Source organism: Pseudomonas sp. 67(2021) (assembly GCF_017491835.1).
In the GTDB taxonomy this organism is placed as follows: Bacteria; Pseudomonadota; Gammaproteobacteria; order Pseudomonadales; family Pseudomonadaceae; genus Aquipseudomonas; species Aquipseudomonas atacamensis.
This window is the reverse complement of sequence record NZ_JAFGYL010000006.1, coordinates 246,566-266,220: the sequence shown is the minus strand read 5'-3', so window position 1 is coordinate 266,220 and position 19,655 is coordinate 246,566. Positions and strand designations below refer to the sequence as shown.

16 protein-coding genes are annotated in these 19,655 nt (G+C 60.2%); 14 read left to right on the top strand and 2 right to left on the bottom strand.

The window, feature by feature from the left end:
* Nucleotides 1–693: 693 nt before the first annotated feature.
* The 9 genes from J5M66_RS11160 (at nucleotide 694) to J5M66_RS11120 (ending at nucleotide 13,460) form a co-directional block, all read left to right on the top strand.
* Complete coding sequence (locus J5M66_RS11160) at nucleotides 694–2,094, top strand: polynucleotide adenylyltransferase PcnB (RefSeq protein WP_016773164.1); 1,401 nt, start codon at nucleotides 694–696, stop codon at nucleotides 2,092–2,094.
* A 2-nt stretch (nucleotides 2,095–2,096) separates the two neighbouring features.
* The gene (gene folK, locus J5M66_RS11155; protein WP_123443325.1) at nucleotides 2,097–2,582 is read left to right on the top strand and encodes a 2-amino-4-hydroxy-6-hydroxymethyldihydropteridine diphosphokinase; all 486 of its coding nucleotides are present in this window, start codon (nucleotides 2,097–2,099) and stop codon (nucleotides 2,580–2,582) included.
* Nucleotides 2,583–3,017: 435 nt separating this feature from the next.
* Entirely contained in the window at nucleotides 3,018–3,818 is an 801-nt protein-coding gene (panB, locus tag J5M66_RS11150) for a 3-methyl-2-oxobutanoate hydroxymethyltransferase (protein WP_071173624.1), read from the top strand.
* Nucleotides 3,815–4,675 (top strand): pantoate--beta-alanine ligase, encoded by an 861-nt coding sequence (panC, locus tag J5M66_RS11145; protein ID WP_207808189.1) that lies wholly within the window; start codon nucleotides 3,815–3,817, stop codon nucleotides 4,673–4,675. The genes panB and panC overlap by 4 nt, the downstream gene beginning before the upstream one ends.
* Nucleotides 4,676–5,034: 359 nt before the next feature.
* A complete protein-coding gene (gene pgi / locus J5M66_RS11140; RefSeq protein WP_016773160.1) occupies nucleotides 5,035–6,699 on the top strand; it encodes a glucose-6-phosphate isomerase in 1,665 nt (554 codons plus the stop codon).
* A gap of 201 nt (nucleotides 6,700–6,900) precedes the next feature.
* Entirely contained in the window at nucleotides 6,901–8,838 is a 1,938-nt protein-coding gene (gene acs, locus J5M66_RS11135) for an acetate--CoA ligase (RefSeq protein WP_207808190.1), read from the top strand.
* A 135-nt stretch (nucleotides 8,839–8,973) separates the two neighbouring features.
* Nucleotides 8,974–9,990, top strand: a complete 1,017-nt coding sequence (locus J5M66_RS11130) for a class I SAM-dependent methyltransferase (RefSeq protein ID WP_207808191.1) — start codon at nucleotides 8,974–8,976, stop codon at nucleotides 9,988–9,990.
* Nucleotides 9,991–10,212: 222 nt separating this feature from the next.
* Complete coding sequence (locus J5M66_RS11125) at nucleotides 10,213–13,164, top strand: DUF748 domain-containing protein (RefSeq protein WP_207808192.1); 2,952 nt, start codon at nucleotides 10,213–10,215, stop codon at nucleotides 13,162–13,164.
* Complete coding sequence (locus tag J5M66_RS11120; protein ID WP_039761633.1) at nucleotides 13,161–13,460, top strand: DUF2845 domain-containing protein; 300 nt, start codon at nucleotides 13,161–13,163, stop codon at nucleotides 13,458–13,460. Before J5M66_RS11125 ends, J5M66_RS11120 begins: the two co-directional genes overlap by 4 nt.
* A gap of 264 nt (nucleotides 13,461–13,724) precedes the next feature.
* Here the strand turns inward: J5M66_RS11120 and J5M66_RS11115 are convergent, their stop codons facing one another.
* Nucleotides 13,725–14,078 carry a BON domain-containing protein gene (locus tag J5M66_RS11115; RefSeq protein WP_016773155.1) on the bottom strand — a complete coding sequence of 118 codons (354 nt, stop codon included), beginning with the start codon at nucleotides 14,076–14,078 and terminating at the stop codon, nucleotides 13,725–13,727.
* Between the two features lie 300 nt (nucleotides 14,079–14,378).
* Complete coding sequence (locus tag J5M66_RS11110; protein ID WP_122698547.1) at nucleotides 14,379–14,816, bottom strand: pilin; 438 nt, start codon at nucleotides 14,814–14,816, stop codon at nucleotides 14,379–14,381.
* Between the two features lie 226 nt (nucleotides 14,817–15,042).
* Between J5M66_RS11110 and pilB the strand changes: the two genes are divergently transcribed.
* Genes pilB through yacG form a run of 5 tightly spaced genes read left to right on the top strand, consistent with a single transcriptional unit; the run spans nucleotide 15,043 to nucleotide 19,651 of the window.
* On the top strand, nucleotides 15,043–16,740 hold the full coding sequence (pilB, locus tag J5M66_RS11105; RefSeq protein WP_207808193.1) for a type IV-A pilus assembly ATPase PilB: 1,698 nt from the start codon (nucleotides 15,043–15,045) through the stop codon (nucleotides 16,738–16,740).
* A gap of 2 nt (nucleotides 16,741–16,742) precedes the next feature.
* Nucleotides 16,743–17,960 carry a type II secretion system F family protein gene (locus J5M66_RS11100; protein ID WP_024014342.1) on the top strand — a complete coding sequence of 406 codons (1,218 nt, stop codon included), beginning with the start codon at nucleotides 16,743–16,745 and terminating at the stop codon, nucleotides 17,958–17,960.
* Between the two features lies 1 nt (nucleotide 17,961).
* Entirely contained in the window at nucleotides 17,962–18,834 is an 873-nt protein-coding gene (locus tag J5M66_RS11095; protein ID WP_206421552.1) for an A24 family peptidase, read from the top strand.
* Entirely contained in the window at nucleotides 18,831–19,454 is a 624-nt protein-coding gene (coaE, locus tag J5M66_RS11090; RefSeq protein WP_130887103.1) for a dephospho-CoA kinase, read from the top strand. The genes J5M66_RS11095 and coaE overlap by 4 nt, the downstream gene beginning before the upstream one ends.
* Nucleotides 19,451–19,651 (top strand): DNA gyrase inhibitor YacG, encoded by a 201-nt coding sequence (gene yacG, locus J5M66_RS11085; protein WP_016773149.1) that lies wholly within the window; start codon nucleotides 19,451–19,453, stop codon nucleotides 19,649–19,651. The genes coaE and yacG overlap by 4 nt, the downstream gene beginning before the upstream one ends.
* Nucleotides 19,652–19,655: the final 4 nt, after the last annotated feature.

Here is a 19,655-nt window from a genome sequence, read left to right as displayed (position 1 = left end):
AAAAACTGTTACCGCAGTCGATTCACGTAACAGAAGCCGGGGTTATCGGTAACGAAACCCCGGCTTTTTTTCGCCCCTGCAAAACGGCTATATCCACCTAACCCCTTGTTTTACTGGGCTTGGCAAAAGTTGGCACGCACCCTGCTATATGTTTGGTACAAGAACAATAACAAGCAATGCACAAGACAATAAAAATAAGACGAATCGACTCACGCACAATAAAAACAAGACGGCGAGAGGCGCAGCTAACTGATTCTTTTGGAGAGGCGTTGTATTTGGGGCTTGCCCCACGACCAGGCCGAGAACAACAAAAACTGTCCTAAGACAGAGCCTGTACTGGTTGGATCGACAGATCACTGCAATTCAGCGACCAAAGCAATCCGTTTGCTCTTGGCTCCCGATTGGGAGGGTCACGAAGGAAACACTTCGTGGCGAGGGCACTCAACAAAAACAAGAAGCCCGAATCAATAATAAAAAGAGCACGCAACTACTTCTTGGGGAGCTTCGGCTCCCCTTGTAGTTTCTCCCCTCCGTGAAACTCCCCTGCTTTCCCGCGTTCGACCCTTGCAGCTTGCGGCTTGCAGCTCATATCTGCTGCGTCCTACACCATCCCCCGACTAAATGCTAGAATCTGCGCCCATCATGCGGTCATTCTTTTGGTATGGCCGAACATTCCTTCAAACAGTGCATCCCATGCTGAAGAAGCTGTTCCAGTCATTCCGAACTCCCGTGCGTCGTACGCAACACATCCGCAGCACCCCTGAAGTGCTCAACAGCGGCCAACATTCGCTGCAGAAAACGCAGTTCAGCCGCTATGCGGTGAATATCGTCGAACGCCTGCAAGGTGCCGGTTACCAGGCTTATCTGGTCGGTGGTTGCGTGCGTGACATGCTACTGGGCATCACGCCCAAGGACTTCGACGTCGCCACCAGTGCCACCCCCGAGCAGGTGCGTGCCGAATTCCGCAATGCGCGGATCATCGGCCGCCGGTTCAAGCTGGTGCACATCCATTTCGGTCGCGAAATCATTGAAGTCGCGACCTTCCGCGCCAATCACCCGGTCAACGAAGACGACGAAGACAGCAACCAGTCTTCGCGCAACGAGAGCGGGCGCATTCTGCGCGACAACGTCTACGGCACCCTGGAAGAAGACGCGCAACGTCGCGACTTCACCATCAACGCCCTGTATTACGACCCGGTCAGCGAGCGCATTCTCGATTACGCCAACGGCGTGCACGACATCCGCAATCACCTGATCCGCCTGATCGGCGACCCCAAGCAGCGTTACCAGGAAGACCCGGTACGCATGCTGCGGGCCGTGCGTTTCGCCGCCAAGCTCAACTTCGGCATCGAGAAGCACACCGTGCAGCCGATCCGTGAGCTGGCGCCGATGCTGCGCGAGATTCCGTCGGCGCGACTGTTCGAAGAAGTGCTCAAGCTGTTCCTCTCCGGGCACGGCGCGATCACCTTTGAAATGCTGGTTGATCTGCAACTGTTCGCGCCGCTGTTCCCGGCCAGTGCCGAGGCGCTGGAATACAACCCGGAATACACCCACACGCTGATCAGCGAAGCACTGACCAACACCGACCTGCGCATCAAGCAGAACAAACCGGTAACTCCGGCGTTCCTCTTTGCCGCCCTGCTCTGGCCGGCGCTGCCGGCGCGCGTGTTGCGTCTGCAGGAACGTGGCATGCCGCCGATTCCGGCGATGCAGGAAGCGGCTCATGAGCTGATCGCCGAACAATGCCAGCGCATCGCGATTCCGAAGCGTTTCACCATGCCGATCCGCGAAATCTGGGACATGCAGGAACGCCTGCCACGGCGCAGTGGCAAACGCGCCGATCTGTTGCTGGACAACCCGCGCTTCCGTGCCGGTTACGACTTCCTGCTGCTGCGTGAAAGCGCCGGTGAGGAGACCGATGGCCTCGGCGAATGGTGGACCGATTATCAGGACGCCAATGACAGCGAGCGTCGCGACATGATCCGCGACCTCAGCGGCAAGGGCGACGATGCCAGCGGCGCACCGCGCAAACGTCGCCGCAGCGGCGGTTCCAAGCGCAAGCGCGCCGGTGCTTCGAGCGCGACGGGCGAGTAAGCATGGAACGCATCTACATCGGCCTGGGCAGCAACCTCGCTGACCCGGCCGACCAGTTGCGCAGCGCCATCGCGGCGCTGGGCCAATTGCCGCAGACACGTCTTGCCGGCGTGTCAGCCTTTTATCAAAGCGATTCGCTGCTGCCGGGCCAGCCGCGTTACACCAACGCCGTCGCCGCCCTCGACAGCTCGCTCGCACCGATCGAGCTGCTCGACGCCTTGCAAGCGATCGAAAACGCTCAGGGCCGCGAACGTCTTGAGCGCTGGGGGCCTCGCACGCTGGATCTGGATATTCTGCTGTTCGGCGATCGCCTGATCGATGAGCCACGGCTGAAGGTCCCGCATTACCAGATCCAAGAGCGGGCGTTCGTTCTTTATCCCCTCGCTGAACTGGCACCGCAGGATCTGCGTCTCGCCGATGGCCGCACGCTGACAGAGCTGCTGGCCGCCTGCCCGTTCGTCGGCCTTGAACGCCTCTCCCAGCCCTGACAAAAATCTGCTGTGAAATGTGGTTATGTGGCGAGGGGATTTATCCCCGTTGGGTCGCGGAGCGGCCCCATGTTGTGTACAGCTTGGTCAGATTTGGGCCTGCTTCGCAGTCCAACGGGGATAAATCCCCTCGCCACAGGTCACCTGCCAATCTCCAGTTTTTGTCAGACAAAAATCCCCCGAATCAGGCCCGCCGCGCCGCTGAATCGCATCAGTAACGCCGGTAACACCGCCCGCGTAACAATGCGGTAACACACGCAATTGACTTCCTGTTGGCTCATCACGACTATAGGCGTCCCGCTGCCGCCAACCCGGTATGAACGGGCGCAATCCAGGCCTTTCAAAGCACGACACAAGACCGTGCGCCTGAGTAGATGAAGAATCACGCGCGTGACTCGCAGCAGTTTCCAGAGCGCCTGAACGAGGATTTTTTACATGCCAGCCATCACCCTGACCACGCTCCAGAGCCTCAAGCAGAAAGGTGAAAAAATCACCATGCTGACCTGCTATGACGCGACCTTCGCCCACGCCTGCAACGAGGCCGGCGTCGAAGTGCTGCTGGTCGGCGACTCCCTCGGCATGGTTCTGCAGGGTCATGACAGCACCCTGCCGGTGACCACGGCGGAAATGGCCTATCACGTCGCCAGCGTCAAGCGTGGCAATGGCGATGCCCTGATCCTCGCCGACCTGCCGTTCATGGCCAACGCCACCCTCGAACAGACCATGACCAACAGCGCCATGCTGATGCAGGCCGGCGCGCACATGGTCAAGGTCGAAGGTCAGCTGTGGCTGGCGGAGTCGATCCGCCTGCTCGCCGAGCGCGGTGTGCCGGTGTGTGCGCACATGGGCCTGACCCCGCAAGCAGTGAACATTCTCGGTGGCTATAAAGTGCAGGGCCGCAACGAGAATCAGGCGCGGCAGATGCGTGCCGATGCGATCGCGCTGGAGCAGGCCGGTGCGGCCATGCTGTTGCTCGAGTGCGTGCCGAGCGAACTGGCGGCAGAAATCAGCCAGGCCGTGAGCATTCCGGTGATCGGTATCGGTGCCGGCAACGCCACCGACGGCCAGGTGCTGGTATTGCACGACATGCTCGGCCTGTCGATCACCGGCCGCGTACCCAAATTCGTCAAGAACTTCATGCAAGGTCAGGACAGCATCCAGTCCGCGCTGAAGGCTTACGTCAGCGAAGTCAAAGCCACCACGTTCCCCGGCATCGAACACGGATTCTCTGCATGAACACCGTCAAAACCGTACGCGAACTGCGCGCCGCCGTCGCCCGCGCGCGCAGTGAAGGCAAGCGCATCGGCTTCGTGCCGACCATGGGCAACCTGCACAGCGGCCACGTCGCACTGATCACCAAAGCTACCCAGCGAGTGGATTTCGTCGTCGCGAGTATTTTCGTCAACCCGCTGCAATTCGGCGCCGGTGAAGACCTCGACAAATACCCGCGCACCCTCGCCGCCGATCAGGAAAAGCTCCTCGAAGCCGGTTGCGACCTGCTGTTCGCGCCAACGGTTGAAGAGATGTACCCGGACGGTATGGCCGGGCAAACCCGGGTCAGCGTGCCGCAATTGTCCGAAGGCCTGTGTGGTGCCAGCCGTCCGGGGCACTTCGAAGGTGTGGCGACCGTAGTCAGCAAGCTGTTCAACATGGTCCAGCCGGACCTGGCGATTTTCGGCCAGAAGGATTACCAGCAACTGGCGGTGATTCGCGCGCTGGTGCACGACCTGAACATGCCGATCCAGATCATCGGCGAGCCGACCGTGCGTGCTGCCGACGGTCTGGCGCTGTCGTCGCGCAACGGCTTCCTCAACGAAGACCAGCGCGCCGTGGCACCGGTGGTGTATCGCGTCCTGAGCAGCATTGCCGAAGCGATCAAGCAAGGTGAGCGCGATTACCCGGCGCTGATCACTGCGCAGTTCCAGGTGCTGGAAGCGGCGGGGCTGCGTCCGGATTATCTGGAAATCCGTCATGGCCTGACGTTGCGTCCGGCGACGGCGGAGGATCGCGATCTGGTGATTCTGGCAGCGGCGTTCCTCGGCACCACGCGGCTGATCGACAACCTGCACCTGAATCTCGATAGCCCGATTTAAGCAGCAACGAATTTCCCTGTGGGAGCGAGCCTGCTCGCCAAGGCGGTGTATGAGCGACTTATAAGTTGCCTGACACCACGCCTTCGCGAGCAGGCTCGCTCCCACAGGTGTTTTCGGCGCAGGACAGTTGGGCGAAAGTGTTCCGGGCACCTCCGTTTGTCGGCCAGATTTTTCAACGGATGTTAAAAAAGTACAGGGATCTGGTCAGACAAAGTCAAGACAGAACGCAGCGCGAGGTTTACTGTATTCGCCCTGTGTCCAGATCTCGTGTCGACGCAGTTGATTCCATGCGCTAAAAACCCGTGGTTGATCTGTACCGTGTTCAAAAGGCCGTTCAAGTAAAAAGGAAAACCGCAGCGATGGCGTACTACCGCACTCCTCACGACGTTACCGCTCTGCCCGCCTGGCAAGCGTTGAAAGATCACCGCCAAGCCATGCAGGATTTCAGCATGCGCGAAGCCTTCAACGCCGATCCGCAGCGTTTCAATCAGTTCACCCTCAGTAGCTGCGGTCTGTTTCTCGACTATTCGAAGAATTTGATCAACGCCGAGACCCGCAACCTGCTCGTGGGCCTGGCCAATGAAGTCGACCTGAAGGGCGCGATCAAAGCGCTGTTCGACGGCGAAATCGTCAACGCCTCCGAAGGCCGCCCGGCACTGCACACCGCCCTGCGCCGCCCGGTCGGCGACAAGTTGTCGGTCAACGGCGTCAACGTGATGCCGGAAGTGCACAAGGTGCTGAACCAGATCACCGATCTGGTCGGCCGCATCCACGATGGCTTGTGGCGCGGTTACACCGAGAAGCCGATCACTGACGTGGTCAACATCGGCATCGGTGGTTCGTTCCTCGGTCCTGAGCTGGTCTCCGAAGCACTGCTGTCCTACGCGCAGAAAGGCGTACGTTGCCACTATCTGGCAAACATCGACGGCAGCGAATTCCACGAGCTGACGCAGAAACTGCGCGCCGAGACCACGCTGTTCATCGTTTCGTCGAAGTCGTTCAACACTCTCGAAACGTTGAAAAACGCGCAGGCCGCACGCGCCTGGTACCTGGCGCAGGGCGGCTCGGAAGCCGAGCTGTATCGCCACTTCATCGCTGTGTCGAGCAACAACGCCGCCGCTGTGGCTTTCGGGATTCGCGAAGAAAACATCTTCCCGATGTGGGACTGGGTCGGCGGGCGCTACTCGCTGTGGTCGGCGATCGGTTTGCCGATTGCGCTGGCCATCGGCATGTCCAACTTCAAGGAACTGCTGTCCGGTGCCTACACCATGGACCAGCATTTCCAGACCGCGCCGTTCGAACAGAACATGCCGGTGCTGCTGGCCCTGCTCGGCGTCTGGTATGGCAACTTCTGGGGTGCGCAGAGCCACGCGATCCTGCCGTACGACCACTACCTGCGCAACATCACCAAGCACTTGCAACAGCTGGACATGGAGTCCAATGGCAAGAGCGTGCGTCAGGACGGCACCTCGGTGTCGACCGATACCGGCCCGGTGATCTGGGGCGGCGTCGGCTGCAACGGTCAGCACGCTTATCACCAGTTGCTGCACCAGGGCACCCAACTGATCCCGGCCGACTTCATCGTGCCGATCGTCAGCTTCAACCCGGTTTCCGACCACCACCAGTGGCTGTACGCCAACTGCCTGTCGCAGAGCCAGGCGCTGATGCTCGGCAAGACCCTGCCGGAAGCTGAAGCCGAACTGCGCGACAAAGGCATGGGCGAAGACGACGTGCGCAAACTTGCGCCGCACAAGGTGATCCCGGGCAATCGTCCGAGCAACACCCTGGTGGTCGAACGCATCAGCCCGCGTCGCCTCGGCGCGCTGGTTGCGATGTATGAGCACAAAGTGTTCGTGCAAAGCGTGGTCTGGGGCATCAACGCCTTCGACCAGTGGGGTGTGGAACTGGGCAAGGAATTGGGCAAAGGCGTCTACAACCGTCTGGTCGGCAGCGACGAGACCGTGGCTGACGATGCCTCGACTCAGGGCCTGATCAACTACTTCCGCGGGCGTCATCGCGGCTGATAAAAGCCTTCGGGCACAACGCTGTTCCCCTGTGGGAGCGAGCCTGCTCGCGAAAGCGGTTCTTCATTCAACACCTTCGTTGACTGACACTGCGCCTTCGCAAACAGGCTCGCTCCCACAGTTGTTTTGGCGCATGACTTGAACCTGTGCAGCGCTCGGCGCATCTTTATTCGTGTCGCACCACAAGAATAAGGAACCGTCATGTTCGATATCAGCACGTTCCCCAAAGCCGATGCCGTGCGCCAGGCCGCTCAGTTGAGCCAGGACGAGTATCGGCGCCTGTACCGCGAATCGATTGAACACCCCAGCGCCTTCTGGGCCGAGCAGGCCACGCGTTTCCTCGATTGGAGCACGCCGTGGCAGACCGTTCAGCGCTATGACCTGAAAACCGGTGAAGCGGCCTGGTTTGCCGGCGGCAAGCTCAACGTCAGTTACAACTGCATCGACCGTCACCTCAAGCAACGCGGCGAACAGACCGCCCTGCTCTGGGAAGGCGACGATCCCGCCGAATCGGCGCAGATCACTTACAACAAACTCCATCACCACGTCTGCCGTCTGGCCAACGTGCTGAAAAGCCGTGGCGTGAAGAAAGGCGATCGGGTGTGCATCTACATGCCGATGATCCCCGAAGCCGCCTACGCCATGCTCGCCTGCGCGCGAATCGGTGCGATCCATTCGGTAGTGTTTGGCGGATTTTCCCCGGATTCCTTGCGTGATCGAATCCTCGACGCCGATTGCCGCACCGTGATCACCGCCGATGAGGGCGTGCGCGGCGGCCGCTTCGTGCCGCTGAAAAACAACGTCGACAAAGCCCTGCAAAGTTGCCCGAACGTCAGCACCGTGGTGGTGGTCGAGCGCACTCAGGGCGAGGTCGATTGGGTCGAAGGCCGCGACCTGTGGTATCACCACGCGGTGCGCGAGGTCAGCGACGACTGCCCGCCGGAACCGATGGACGCCGAAGATCCGCTGTTCATCCTCTACACCTCCGGCAGCACCGGCAAACCCAAAGGCGTGCTGCACACTACCGGCGGCTATCTGCTGCAAGCGGCGATGACCTTCAAATATGTGCTCGACTACCGCGACGGCGAAGTGTTCTGGTGCACCGCCGACGTCGGCTGGGTCACCGGCCACAGTTACATCGTCTACGGGCCGCTGGCCAACGGTGCGACCACACTGATGTTCGAAGGCGTGCCGAGCTACCCGAGCAGTTCGCGCTTCTGGCAGGTCATCGACAAGCACAAGGTGAACATTTTCTACACAGCACCCACCGCCCTGCGCGCGCTGATGCGCGAAGGCACCGGACCATTGAAGGAAACGTCGCGCGCCAGCCTCAGATTGCTCGGCAGCGTCGGTGAGCCGATCAACCCGGAAGCGTGGGAATGGTATTTCAATGCTGTCGGTGAACAGCGCTGCCCGATCGTCGACACCTGGTGGCAGACCGAAACCGGCGGCATCATGCTCAGCCCGCTGGTCAGCGCGCAACGGATCAAACCGGGCTGCGCGACGCAACCGATGTTTGGCGTGCAACCGGTGTTGCTTGACGAAGTCGGCAAGGAAATCAAAGGCGCCGGCAGTGGCGTGCTGGCGATCAAGTCGAGCTGGCCGGCGCAGATTCGCAGCGTCTACGGTGATCCGCAGCGGATGATCGACACCTACTTCAAGCCCTACCCCGGCTATTACTTCACCGGCGACGGCGCCCGCCGTGACGAGGACGGCGATTACTGGATTACCGGACGCATCGACGATGTGATCAACGTCTCCGGCCACCGCATCGGCACCGCCGAAGTGGAGAGCGCCCTGGTGCTTCACGACAGCATCGCCGAAGCCGCCGTGGTCGGTTATCCCCACGACGTCAAAGGCCAGGGCATCTACGCATTCGTGACGCCAATGAACGGCACCGAGGCCAACGAAGAGCTGAAGAAAGACCTGCTGGCGCATGTCAGCAAGGAGATCGGCAGCTTCGCCAAACCGGACCTGATCCAGTGGGCGCCAGCATTGCCCAAGACCCGTTCGGGCAAGATCATGCGGCGGATTTTGCGCAAGATTGCCTGCAATGAGCTCGACAGCCTCGGCGATACTTCGACCCTGGCTGATCCGAGTGTGGTGCAGGACCTCGTCGACAAGCGGCTCAATACTTGAGAGCTGCAAGTTTCTAGCTACAAGCTGCAAGCTAAAGCGGTCCGCGCAGCTTTTCGCTTTTAGCTTGCAGCTAGAAACTTGCCGCTTGTAGCGCCCCGACTGCTAAGCTTCGCGTTTTTTCAGCAAGGCGCCCGCATGTCTTCCTTGAATCAGGCGCTGCGCGCCGCCCTCGATCAACGCCAGGACCTGCTCGCTGCGCTGCACGGCCAGGGCACCGATTGCTATCGGCTGTTCCATGGCAGCCAGGAAGGTGCCGGCGGCCTGACCATCGACCGCTACGGCCCGCAACTGCTGGTGCAGAGTTTTCACCAGACGCTCGAACGTGACGATCTGCTGCAACTGCACGCCATGGTCAACCAGACCCTGCGCTTCGACAGCCTGCTGGTCTACAACGACCGCTCCCGTGGCAACTCGCGGATCGATCGCGAGGACAGAGTCTATAAAGCCGATGACGCCGCACTGGCGGATCTGGTCGGGCATGAATGGGGCCTGAACTACCGCGTGCGCGGGCGTCATGCCGGGCAGGATCCGCTGCTGTTCCTCGACCTGCGCAACACCCGTGGCTGGGTCAAGGATCACGCGCAAGGCAAAAGTGTGCTCAACCTGTTCGCCTACACCTGTGGCGTTGGTCTCAGTGCTGCGGCAGGCGGTGCGCGCGAGGTGTGCAACCTCGATTTTGCCGAGGGCAATCTGGCGGTCGGTCGCGAGAATGGTTTGCTCAACCCGCAACTGCCGGAGATGCAATTCATTCAGTCCGATTACTTCCCGGCAATCCGCCAGCTCGCCGGCCTGCCGATCAGCCAGCGGCGCGGGCAGAAGCTGCCGAGCTATCAGCGCCTCGAACAGCGCCAATACGATCTGGTCCTGCTCGATCCGCCGGCGTGGGCCAAAAGCGCATTCGGCACCGTCGATTTGCTGCGCGATTATCAGAGCCTGCTCAAACCGGCGCTGCTGACCACCGCTGACAACGGCGTGCTGATCTGCTGCAACAACCTGGCGAAAGTCAGCATGGACGACTGGCGCGAACAAGTGTTGCGCTGCGCCGAAAAGGCCGGCCGCCCGGTGCGCGAATGGAGCGTGATGCCCCCGGGTGCCGACTTCCCCTCGCGGGACCAGCAGCCCCCGTTGAAGACGCTGATCTTGCAGCTGTGATCCCTCCGGCATGAGCGATTACATTCCCCTGTGGGAGCGAGCCTGCTCGCGAAGGCGCAGTGTCAGTCGACTTGTTTTTCACTGAACCACCGCATTCGCGAGCAGGCTCGCTCCCACAAGGGAGATCTGTTCCTACAGAAATTTCTGAACAATCCTGTCCCACATCAAGCACTTCGGAACCAGAATCGCGTGCCATACTCCAAGGCACTCCGATTCAGACAGATGAAGCCGCACATGCCCAGAGGATTGATTCGCGCGATTGGCGCACTGCTGACAGCCTTGGCCCTCTACAGCCTGCTGGGGTTTCTGATCCTGCCGGGCATTGCCTTGCGCGTGGCCAACCAGCAACTGGCCAACTACGCCACGGTGCCGGCGCATCTGCAGCGCATCGAACTGAACCCCTTCAGCCTTGAGGTCACCCTGTGGGGCCTAGTCATCGGCGAACCGGGCAAGGAGCAGGTCGGCTTCGATCGCCTCTATGCCAACCTGCAAATCGACAGCCTGTGGACGAAAGCGCTGCATCTGTCCGACATCGAACTGGACAAACCCAAAAGCGAAATCCTCTTCGCCAAGGACGGCAAGCTCAACCTGCTCGGCCTGTTCAACCTGCCGCCGAGCGAGCCGACACCCGCCGATCCCGACGCCAAGCCGTTCCCGCTGCGTATCGACAACATCAAACTGGCCGGCGGCGTGGTGCATTTCGAGGATATGCGGCCCAGCGAGCCGATCGAATTTCTTTACGACGACCTCAGTTTCGAGCTGAAAAACCTCAGCACCCTGCCCGAGGACAGCGCCGACATGACCCTCGTCGCCATCGGCCCCGCTGGCGGGCGGATCGACTGGACCGGCAATTTCAGCCTGATCCCGTTCACCTCCGAAGGCACCCTGAAAGTCACCGATGGCCAGATGAAATCCTTCTGGCCCTACGTGCGCGACGCCGTGCCGCTGGTGCTGGAAAACGGCGTGGTCAGCCTCAGCACCGAGTACAAACTCAACCTGTCGAAACAAACCGAACTGCTGCTGAACAACGTCGCGGTGAGCATTGCGCCATTCGCCATCAAGGCTCCGGACGGACGTCCGCTGGCCAGGCTCGAACGCCTCGACGTCAGCGAAACCTCGCTGGACCTGGCCAAGCAGCAGGTGGTGGTCGGCAAGATCCGCAGCAACAAACTGGAAACCTGGGCGGCGCTGGAAGCCGACGGCCAGTTGGATTGGCAGAAGCTGTTCGCCAGCCAACCGTCGAAACCGGCGGCCAAAGCCGCTGCCGAACCTACGGATACACCGGCCGCCGCCGACTCGCCGAAATCTGAGCCAAGCGCCCCGAGCAAGCCATGGCAGGTGCTGGTCAAGGATGTGCAACTGCGCAACTACACGGTCCATCTCGCCGACCGCTCAGCGCAACCGGCGGTGGCGCTGGACATCACTCCGTTGAACGTCGACCTGCAGGATTTCGACAGCCTCAACGGCTCGCCTTTCAAGCTCAAGCTCGACAGCGGCCTGGGCAAGCAAGGCAAGATCAGCGCCGACGGCACGGTCAATCTGGCCCCGGTCAACGCGCAGCTAAACGTGAAAACCGAGGACGTCGACCTGCGTGTCGCGCAGTCCTACATCAACCCGTTCATTCGCCTGGAACTGCGCAGCGGCATGCTCGGCAGTGACCTCAAGGTCAACCTGAAGAGCACCGAGCCACTGGCCCTCAGTGTTACCGGCCGCGCGCAGATCGATCAACTGCACACCCTCGATACGCTGAAGACCCGCGACTTCCTCAAATGGCAGCAAGTCGTGGTCGACGGTATCAACTATCAGCACGGCGACAGCCTGTCGATCGACAAGGTCAACCTGTTGCAGCCGTATGTGCGCTTCATGATCAACGACGATCGCACCACCAACGTCGACGACCTGCTGATCCCGCAACCGGCCGACAGCGGCACCAAACCTGCCGGAGCCAAACCGGCCAGCAAGGACAAACCACTGGGCATTCACATCGGTGCGATTGCGATCAACGACGGCTCGGCCAACTTCGCCGACTTCAGCCTGACGCCGAATTTCGCCACCGCCGTGCAGCAGCTCAACGGTCAGATCGGCACCATCGACAGCCGTCAGGCAAAACCGGCCAGCGTCGACATCAAAGGCAAGGTCGACCGCTATGCGCCGGTGACCATCAAGGGTGCGGTCAATCCGTTCGACCCGATGGCCAGTCTCGACATCGCCACCAGTTTCAAGCGCGTCGAACTGACGACCCTGACGCCCTACTCCGGCAAATTCGCCGGCTACCGCATCCGCAAGGGCCGGCTCAACCTTGATCTGCACTACCTGATCACCAAAGGCCAACTGAAAGCCGAGAACAAAGTCGTCGTCGAGCAACTGCAACTGGGCGAGAAGGTCGACAGCCCTGATGCAGTGAGTCTGCCGCTGAAACTGGCGATCGCCCTGCTCAAGGACGTCGACGGCAAGATCTCCATCGAATTGCCGGTGACCGGCGACCTGAATAATCCACAGTTCAGCGTCATGCCGATCGTCTGGCAGACCCTGCGCAATTTGATCGTCAAAGCGGCCGCCGCGCCGTTCAAGATGATCGGCGGACTGGTCAGTGGCGGCGGCTCCGAAGACCTCGGCACGGTGTCCTTCGCGCCGGGCTCCAGCGATCTGAGCAAAGACGCCGAAGCGGCGCTGGTGAAACTGTCGCAAGCGCTCAAGGAACGTCCGGCGCTGCGCCTGGAAATCGAAGGCACTGCTGCGAAGAGCAGCGATGGGCCGCTGCTCGCCGAGCAACGTCTGGAACGTGAATACCAATACAACTACTACAAGATGCTTCAGCGCCGTGGCGACAAAGTTCCGGCCCAGGCCTCGCTGCTGCAAGTGCCCGAAAGCGAGAAAGGCGCGTTGCTCGAAGGGATTTACCGCACCCGCTTGAAAACCCAGCCACCGGCAGAATGGAAAGACCTCGGCAAGGAAGAACGCACGGCGAAAATGCGCCAGGGCGTGATCGCGTTCTGGAGCGGCAGCGAGGTGCTGTTGCGACAGTTGGGCCAGGATCGCGCCAGCACCATCAAGGATTACCTGGTCGACAAGGGCAAGCTCGAAGATGACCGCGTGTACTTCATCGACGCCAACCTCGGCGAGGCCGAAAGCGATGGCCGCGTGGTGACGCAAATGCACCTGGATGCCGAATGACCGTGCGTAACTGGCTGGCTGTGCTCGCGCTGACCTGCGCCGCCGGCCACGCGTCGGCTTCGGATACATTGCGCTGCGGCAGCCAGTTGATCAGCCTCGGCGACCGCGCCAGCGAGGTGCTGCAAAAATGCGGCGAGCCGGTCAGTCGCGATGTGCTCGGCTACAAGCGCAGCGCCAATCGTCGCGAAGAGTTTCAGGTCGAGGAATGGACCTACGGCCCGAACAACGGCATGTATCAATACCTGCGCTTCGAAGGCAATCGCCTGCGGCAGATCAACAGCAAACGCGGTAACTAAGCCGAACGAAATTCACCCTGTGGGAGCGAGCCTGCTCGCGAATACGGTCTGTCTACTGACGAACTTGTCGGCTGAGACTTCGCATTCGCGAGCAGGCTCGCTCCCACATTGGTATTGCCCAAAATAGAACAGGCCCCGACACAAGTGCCGGGGCCTGTAATGGTCACATCCGTGTGACCGTTCGCATGAACTCTAAAGTTGCGGCAGACGTATTGCTCGGCCCGTCTGTCGCGTCTTCTCCCGGTTCAGGCGAGAAGTCTTGCCTTACTCGGCTTTCAGGCCATCAGCGGAGACCGCTTTAACGCCTTTGATTTTCTTGGCAATGCCTACGGCGACTTCTTTCTGCGACTCGGTTACCGCAGTGGTCGACGACAGGGAAACTACACCCTTGTTGGTTTCAACTTTGATGTCGGTGCCTGGAATGCCTTTTTCGGTAACCAGGTCAGCTTTGACCTTGGTGGTGATCCAGGTGTCGCTGGTATCTTGTTTCATTTCGGTAACTTCACCGGCAGCCAGAACCATTGGCGCTTGGGTAGCCTGAGCGGACTGGGCGAAAGCGCCACCAGCCATGGTCAGGGTCAGAGCGGTAGCAGCGGCAGTGATAGCGAACTTCTTCATACGAGTAACTCCTGTTTTTACTGGAAGTCTGCTGTAACGCTTGTCAGCAGGGTTACCGGAGATATTGCGAACGCTGTGCCAACTTCTTCTGTCGTATAAAACCCTTTTAAAACAACAAGTTATGAAAAACCCTGATTTTCGTTTTCATGCAAAATGCATGACTCAACGCAATTTCGCATGCAAGTTGCGGTTTTTCGGAAAGTTCATAAGCTGCTGAAATTATTGGAGCTTTTGTTAAGTGGTCGCGATATGAAAAATGCCCCGCAGTGCGGGGCATTTTGGCTTCAGGCGCGAACCGAGTTACGTACCGCTCGCAGTGCAGCCGCGCGGAGAATAGTCAGCGTTGACCGTCGTTCCGCATGTCCAGGCACCCGATGTGTTACCGGTGGCGGCGCCGGAACGGGTAAGCGTAATGGTTTTGCCCAGCACCGGCCCCGGAGCGTTCAACAAGGTGCAGGTGATCGTACCTGCGCCTGTCGCCGCCGTGCCTGTAACCGCCAACGTGCAGTTGGAAGTAGTCGTCGTACCGTTGGCCACATTAGTGATATCCGGGGCCGTTCCCTGATTGATCGTATCTTCAAAGGGAACCTTCAGCGCAGTAATCTCCGCCAACCCCGCCGTCACCTTCGACCGCGCCTGATACTTCGAATACTGAGGCAGGGCGATAGTCGCCAGAATGCCGATGATCGCCACGACGATCAGCAGCTCGATCAGTGTAAAACCTTGTTGTTTTTTCATAGACACGCTCCATGCATGAGTCGAAATCTCATGATCTGAACAAGGCTCAGCACAGCCCATGCCAACGCCTTTCAGGCCCCGCCTGCTGGGCGCGCGCAATTTCCTGCGCCGTTTCCTACAACCCGCAACCGCACTATCTGACACTTTTTGTCACCTGCACCGGCCGTGTTTGGCGCTGTCACTTGACTAGGCTATAAGTCATGAACGGCAAGCGTGCGGAATCCCCATGAATGACATCGCTCTGAGCGGTCTGGCCAAGCAATTGGTCCAGGCCGAACTGCTTACGGAAACAACTGCCCGGCAATCCTGGGCGCAGGCCCAGCGCAATCGCGTCTCGCTGGTCAATTACCTGGTACACAACAAACTGGTCAATAGCCGGCAAATTGCCGAGATCGCTTCCGAACATTTCGGCATGGCCCTGCTCGATCTCAGCTGCCTCGACAAGGAGACTCAGCCCAAGGGCCTGGTCAGTGAAAAACTGGTTCGTCAGCACTGCGCCCTGCCCTTGTGGCGGCGCGGCAACAAATTGTTCGTGGGCCTTTCCGACCCGAGCAATCAGCAGGCGATCAGCGACATCCAGTTCAGCACCGGTCTGAGTACCGAAGCGATTCTGGTCGAGGACGACAAACTCAGCGACGCCATCGACAAGTTCTTCGACAGCCACGCCTCGGGCCTGGAGGAAATGGCCGATGTCGATCTCGACGGCCTCGACGTCGAGTCCATTGATGACAACAAACAGGACGTGATCGGCCTCGATGCCGACGATGCCCCGGTCGTACGCTTCGTGCACAAGATGCTGCTCGATGCGATCAAGAGTGGCTCCTCCGACCTGCATTTCGAGCCGTACGAAAAAAACTATCGGGTGCGCATGCGCACCGACGGCATGCTGCGCGAGGTCGCCAAGCCGCCGATCCAGTTGTCCGGGCGTATTGCCGCACGTTTGAAGGTCATGGCCAGTCTGGACATTTCCGAACGACGCAAACCCCAGGACGGGCGGATCAAGATGCGCCTGTCGAAAAGCAAATCCATCGATTTTCGCGTCAACACCCTGCCGACCCTGTGGGGCGAAAAAGTGGTGATCCGGATTCTCGACCCGTCCAGTGCACAAATGGGCATCGATGCGCTGGGCTACGAAGCCGAACAAAAAGCCTTGTACCTGGCCGCGCTGAAACAGCCGCAAGGGATGATTCTGGTCACCGGCCCCACCGGTTCCGGTAAAACCGTGTCGCTGTACACCGGGCTGAACATTCTCAACACCGTCGACATCAACATTTCCACCGCCGAAGACCCGGTGGAAATCAACATGGAAGGCATCAACCAAGTCAACGTCAATCCCCGCCAAGGGCTGGACTTCGCCCAGGCGCTGCGCTCATTTCTGCGTCAGGACCCGGACGTGATCATGGTCGGCGAGATCCGCGATCTGGAAACCGCCGAGATCGCGATCAAGGCCGCGCAGACCGGCCACCTGGTGCTGTCGACCCTGCACACCAACAGCGCAGCGGAAACCCTCACGCGCCTGCACAACATGGGCATTCCCGGTTTCAACATTGCCACCTCGGTCAGCCTGATCATCGCCCAGCGCCTGGCGCGCAAGTTGTGCGCACACTGCAAGCGGCCGCTGGAAATCCCGCACGAAACCTTGCTCAAGGAAGGCTTCCCCGAGGAACGCATCGGCCATTTCACGATCTACGAGCCGGTCGGTTGCGATCACTGCAATGGCGGTTACAAAGGACGCGTGGGGATTTATGAAGTGGTAAAGAACACACCGGACCTGCAACGGCTGATCATGGCCGAGGGCAATTCGCTGGAAATCGACATTCAGATGCGCCGCGACGGTTTCGCCGATCTGCGCACCTCCGGGCTGCACAAGGCGATGCAAGGCATCACCAGCCTTGAGGAAATCAACCGGGTCACCAAGGATTGAACATGGCGGTCAAGGCAGCGAAAGTCAGCGTTTACGCCTGGGAAGGCACCGACCGCAAAGGCAGTAAAGTCAGCGGCGAGTTGAGCGGGCAGAACCCCGCACTGATCAAGGCACAGCTGCGCAAACAAGGGATCAACCCGGGCAAGGTGCGCAAGAAATCCGCTTCCCTGCTGAGCTTGGGCAAACGCATCAAACCGCAGGACATCGCCCTGTTCACCCGGCAGATGGCAACGATGATGAAGGCCGGTGTACCGCTGTTGCAGTCCTTCGACATCATCGGCGAGGGCTTCGAAAACCCGGCCATGCGCAAGCTGGTCGACGAGGTCAAACAGGAGGTCGCCGCCGGTAACAGCTTCGCCACGGCCCTGCGCAAGAAGCCGCAATACTTCGACGAGTTGTACTGCAACCTGGTCGACGCCGGCGAACAGTCTGGTGCCCTCGACACTTTGCTCGAACGGGTCGCGACCTATAAGGAAAAAAGCGAAGCGCTCAAGGCCAAGATCAAGAAGGCCATGACCTACCCCACCGCCGTGGTGCTGGTGGCGGCGGTGGTGACCGGCATTCTGCTGGTCAAGGTAGTGCCGCAGTTCCAGTCGGTATTCTCCGGGTTCGGCGCCGAACTGCCGGGCTTCACCCTGATGATCATCAGCCTGTCGGAATTCATGCAGCAGTGGTGGTGGGCGATTCTTTTTGCGCTGGTGGCAGCGTTTTTCGGCACTCGCCACGCGTTGAAGACTTCGCAGGCCCTGCGCGACCGGCGCGATGCCTGGCTGCTGAAGCTGCCACTGGTGGGCACCTTGATGTACAAGTCCGCCGTTGCCCGCTTTGCCCGCACCCTGTCGACCACTTTCGCCGCCGGGGTGCCATTGGTGGAAGCGCTGGATTCGGTCGCCGGCGCCACCGGCAACGTGGTGTTCAAGCGCGCGGTGCTGCGCGTGCGGCAGGACGTCTCGACCGGCATGCAGCTGAATTTTTCGATGCGCAGCACCGGTGTATTTCCGAACATGGCGGTGCAGATGACCGCCATCGGCGAGGAATCGGGCGCACTGGATGACATGCTCGACAAGGTCGCCGGTTTTTATGAAGCGGAAGTCGATAACATGGTCGACAACCTCACCAGCCTGATGGAGCCGTTCATCATGGTGGTACTGGGGGTCATCGTCGGTGGACTGGTGGTGGCCATGTACCTGCCGATCTTCCAACTCGGCTCAGCGATCTGACATGCCTATCGATGAACTGTTTGCTGTGTATCCGCTGGCCTTTGCGGTCAGCGCGCTGCTGCTCGGGCTGGTGGTCGGCAGCTTCCTCAATGTTGTGGTCTGGCGCCTGCCGAAAATGCTCGAGCGCGACTGGCGCCAGCAAGCCCATGATGTGCTCGGCCTGCCCAGCGAAACGCCCGTGCCGACCTACAACCTGATGCTGCCGCACTCCGCGTGCCCGCATTGCGGACACCGGATCCGCCCGTGGGAAAACATTCCGCTGCTCAGTTATCTGCTGCTGCGCGGGCGCTGCTCGGCCTGTTCGGCGCCGATCAGTAAACGCTACCCGCTGACCGAACTGGCCTGCGGCCTGCTGTCGGCATTCATCGCCTGGCATCTGGGCTTCGGCTGGCCGGCGGGCTTGCTGATCTTGCTGACGTGGGGCTTGCTGGCGATGAGTCTGATCGACTGCGAACATCAGCTGCTGCCCGATGTGCTGGTGCTGCCGCTGCTGTGGCTGGGGCTGATCGTCAACAGCTTCGGCGTGTTCGTGGCGTTGCCCGATGCGTTGTGGGGTGCGGTCGCGGGTTATCTGGCGCTGTGGTCGGTGTTCTGGCTGTTCAAACTGCTCACCGGCAAGGACGGCATCGGTCATGGCGATTTCAAGCTGCTGGCCTTGCTTGGCGCTTGGGGTGGCTGGCAGATTCTGCCGCTGACGATTCTGTTGTCATCCTTGGTGGGAGCGATTTTGGGCGTCGTCATGCTGCGTCTGCGCGCCCAGGCAACCTCGACGCCGATCCCCTTCGGACCCTTTCTGGCAATTGCCGGCTGGATTGCCTTGCTCTGGGGTGGTCAAATAACCGACTTCTATTGGCAGTCTGTCGGTTTGAAATGAATACCCCTGTGGAAAAACCCTGGATCCTCGGCCTGACCGGCGGCATCGGCAGCGGCAAAAGCGCGGCGGCGCAGCACTTCATCGACCTCGGCGTGCACGTGGTGGATGCCGATCATGCGGCGCGCTGGGTAGTCGAACCGGGGCGTCCGGCGCTGGCGAAAATCGCCGAGCATTTCGGTTCCGGCGTGTTGCAGGCCGACGGCACACTGGACCGTGCCGCCCTGCGCAAACTGATTTTTGAAGACCCTGAACAGCGGCGTTGGCTTGAAGCGCTGCTGCATCCGTTGATCGGCGAAGAAATCGCTCATCATCTGGCGCAGGCAAAATCGCCTTACGCGATTCTGGTTTCACCGCTGCTGATCGAGTCCGGGCAATACGCGATGACCCAGCGCATTCTGGTCATCGATGCGCCGCAACAACTGCAGATCGAACGCACCTTGCAGCGTGACCAGACCAGCGAACAACAAGTGCAGGCGATCCTCAAGGCGCAATCGAGCCGTGAAGACCGCGTGAGCCGTGCCGACGATGTGATCGTCAACGACCGCGACCTCGCCTGGCTGCACAGCGAGGTCGAGCGTCTGCATCACTTTTATCTGACTTTATCCGGAGGCCAAGCATGAGCCAGATTCCAACCGTTGAATGCCCAACCTGCGGCGCCCCCGTCGAATTCACCCCGGCGAACAAATTCCGTCCGTTCTGCTCCGATCGCTGCAAACTGATCGACCTGGGCGCCTGGGCCTCGGAAGAGCACAAGATTCCGGTCGCCCCGGATGCCGAAGACGAGCTGTTTTCCGGCGATTTCGATCCGCGTCACTGATCGC

Excerpts from the sequence above, each read along its gene's own strand:
- J5M66_RS11160 (WP_016773164.1), top strand. The coding sequence starts at position 694 with ATGCTGAAGAAGCTGTTCCAGTCATTCCGAACTCCCGTGCGTCGTACG.
- folK (WP_123443325.1), top strand. The coding sequence starts at position 2,097 with ATGGAACGCATCTACATCGGCCTGGGCAGCAACCTCGCTGACCCGGCC.
- panB (WP_071173624.1), top strand. The coding sequence starts at position 3,018 with ATGCCAGCCATCACCCTGACCACGCTCCAGAGCCTCAAGCAGAAAGGT.
- panC (WP_207808189.1), top strand. The coding sequence starts at position 3,815 with ATGAACACCGTCAAAACCGTACGCGAACTGCGCGCCGCCGTCGCCCGC.
- pgi (WP_016773160.1), top strand. The coding sequence starts at position 5,035 with ATGGCGTACTACCGCACTCCTCACGACGTTACCGCTCTGCCCGCCTGG.
- acs (WP_207808190.1), top strand. The coding sequence starts at position 6,901 with ATGTTCGATATCAGCACGTTCCCCAAAGCCGATGCCGTGCGCCAGGCC.
- J5M66_RS11130 (WP_207808191.1), top strand. The coding sequence starts at position 8,974 with ATGTCTTCCTTGAATCAGGCGCTGCGCGCCGCCCTCGATCAACGCCAG.
- J5M66_RS11125 (WP_207808192.1), top strand. The coding sequence starts at position 10,213 with ATGAAGCCGCACATGCCCAGAGGATTGATTCGCGCGATTGGCGCACTG.
- J5M66_RS11120 (WP_039761633.1), top strand. The coding sequence starts at position 13,161 with ATGACCGTGCGTAACTGGCTGGCTGTGCTCGCGCTGACCTGCGCCGCC.
- J5M66_RS11115 (WP_016773155.1), bottom strand. The coding sequence starts at position 14,078 with ATGAAGAAGTTCGCTATCACTGCCGCTGCTACCGCTCTGACCCTGACC.
- J5M66_RS11110 (WP_122698547.1), bottom strand. The coding sequence starts at position 14,816 with ATGAAAAAACAACAAGGTTTTACACTGATCGAGCTGCTGATCGTCGTG.
- pilB (WP_207808193.1), top strand. The coding sequence starts at position 15,043 with ATGAATGACATCGCTCTGAGCGGTCTGGCCAAGCAATTGGTCCAGGCC.
- J5M66_RS11100 (WP_024014342.1), top strand. The coding sequence starts at position 16,743 with ATGGCGGTCAAGGCAGCGAAAGTCAGCGTTTACGCCTGGGAAGGCACC.
- J5M66_RS11095 (WP_206421552.1), top strand. The coding sequence starts at position 17,962 with ATGCCTATCGATGAACTGTTTGCTGTGTATCCGCTGGCCTTTGCGGTC.
- coaE (WP_130887103.1), top strand. The coding sequence starts at position 18,831 with ATGAATACCCCTGTGGAAAAACCCTGGATCCTCGGCCTGACCGGCGGC.
- yacG (WP_016773149.1), top strand. The coding sequence starts at position 19,451 with ATGAGCCAGATTCCAACCGTTGAATGCCCAACCTGCGGCGCCCCCGTC.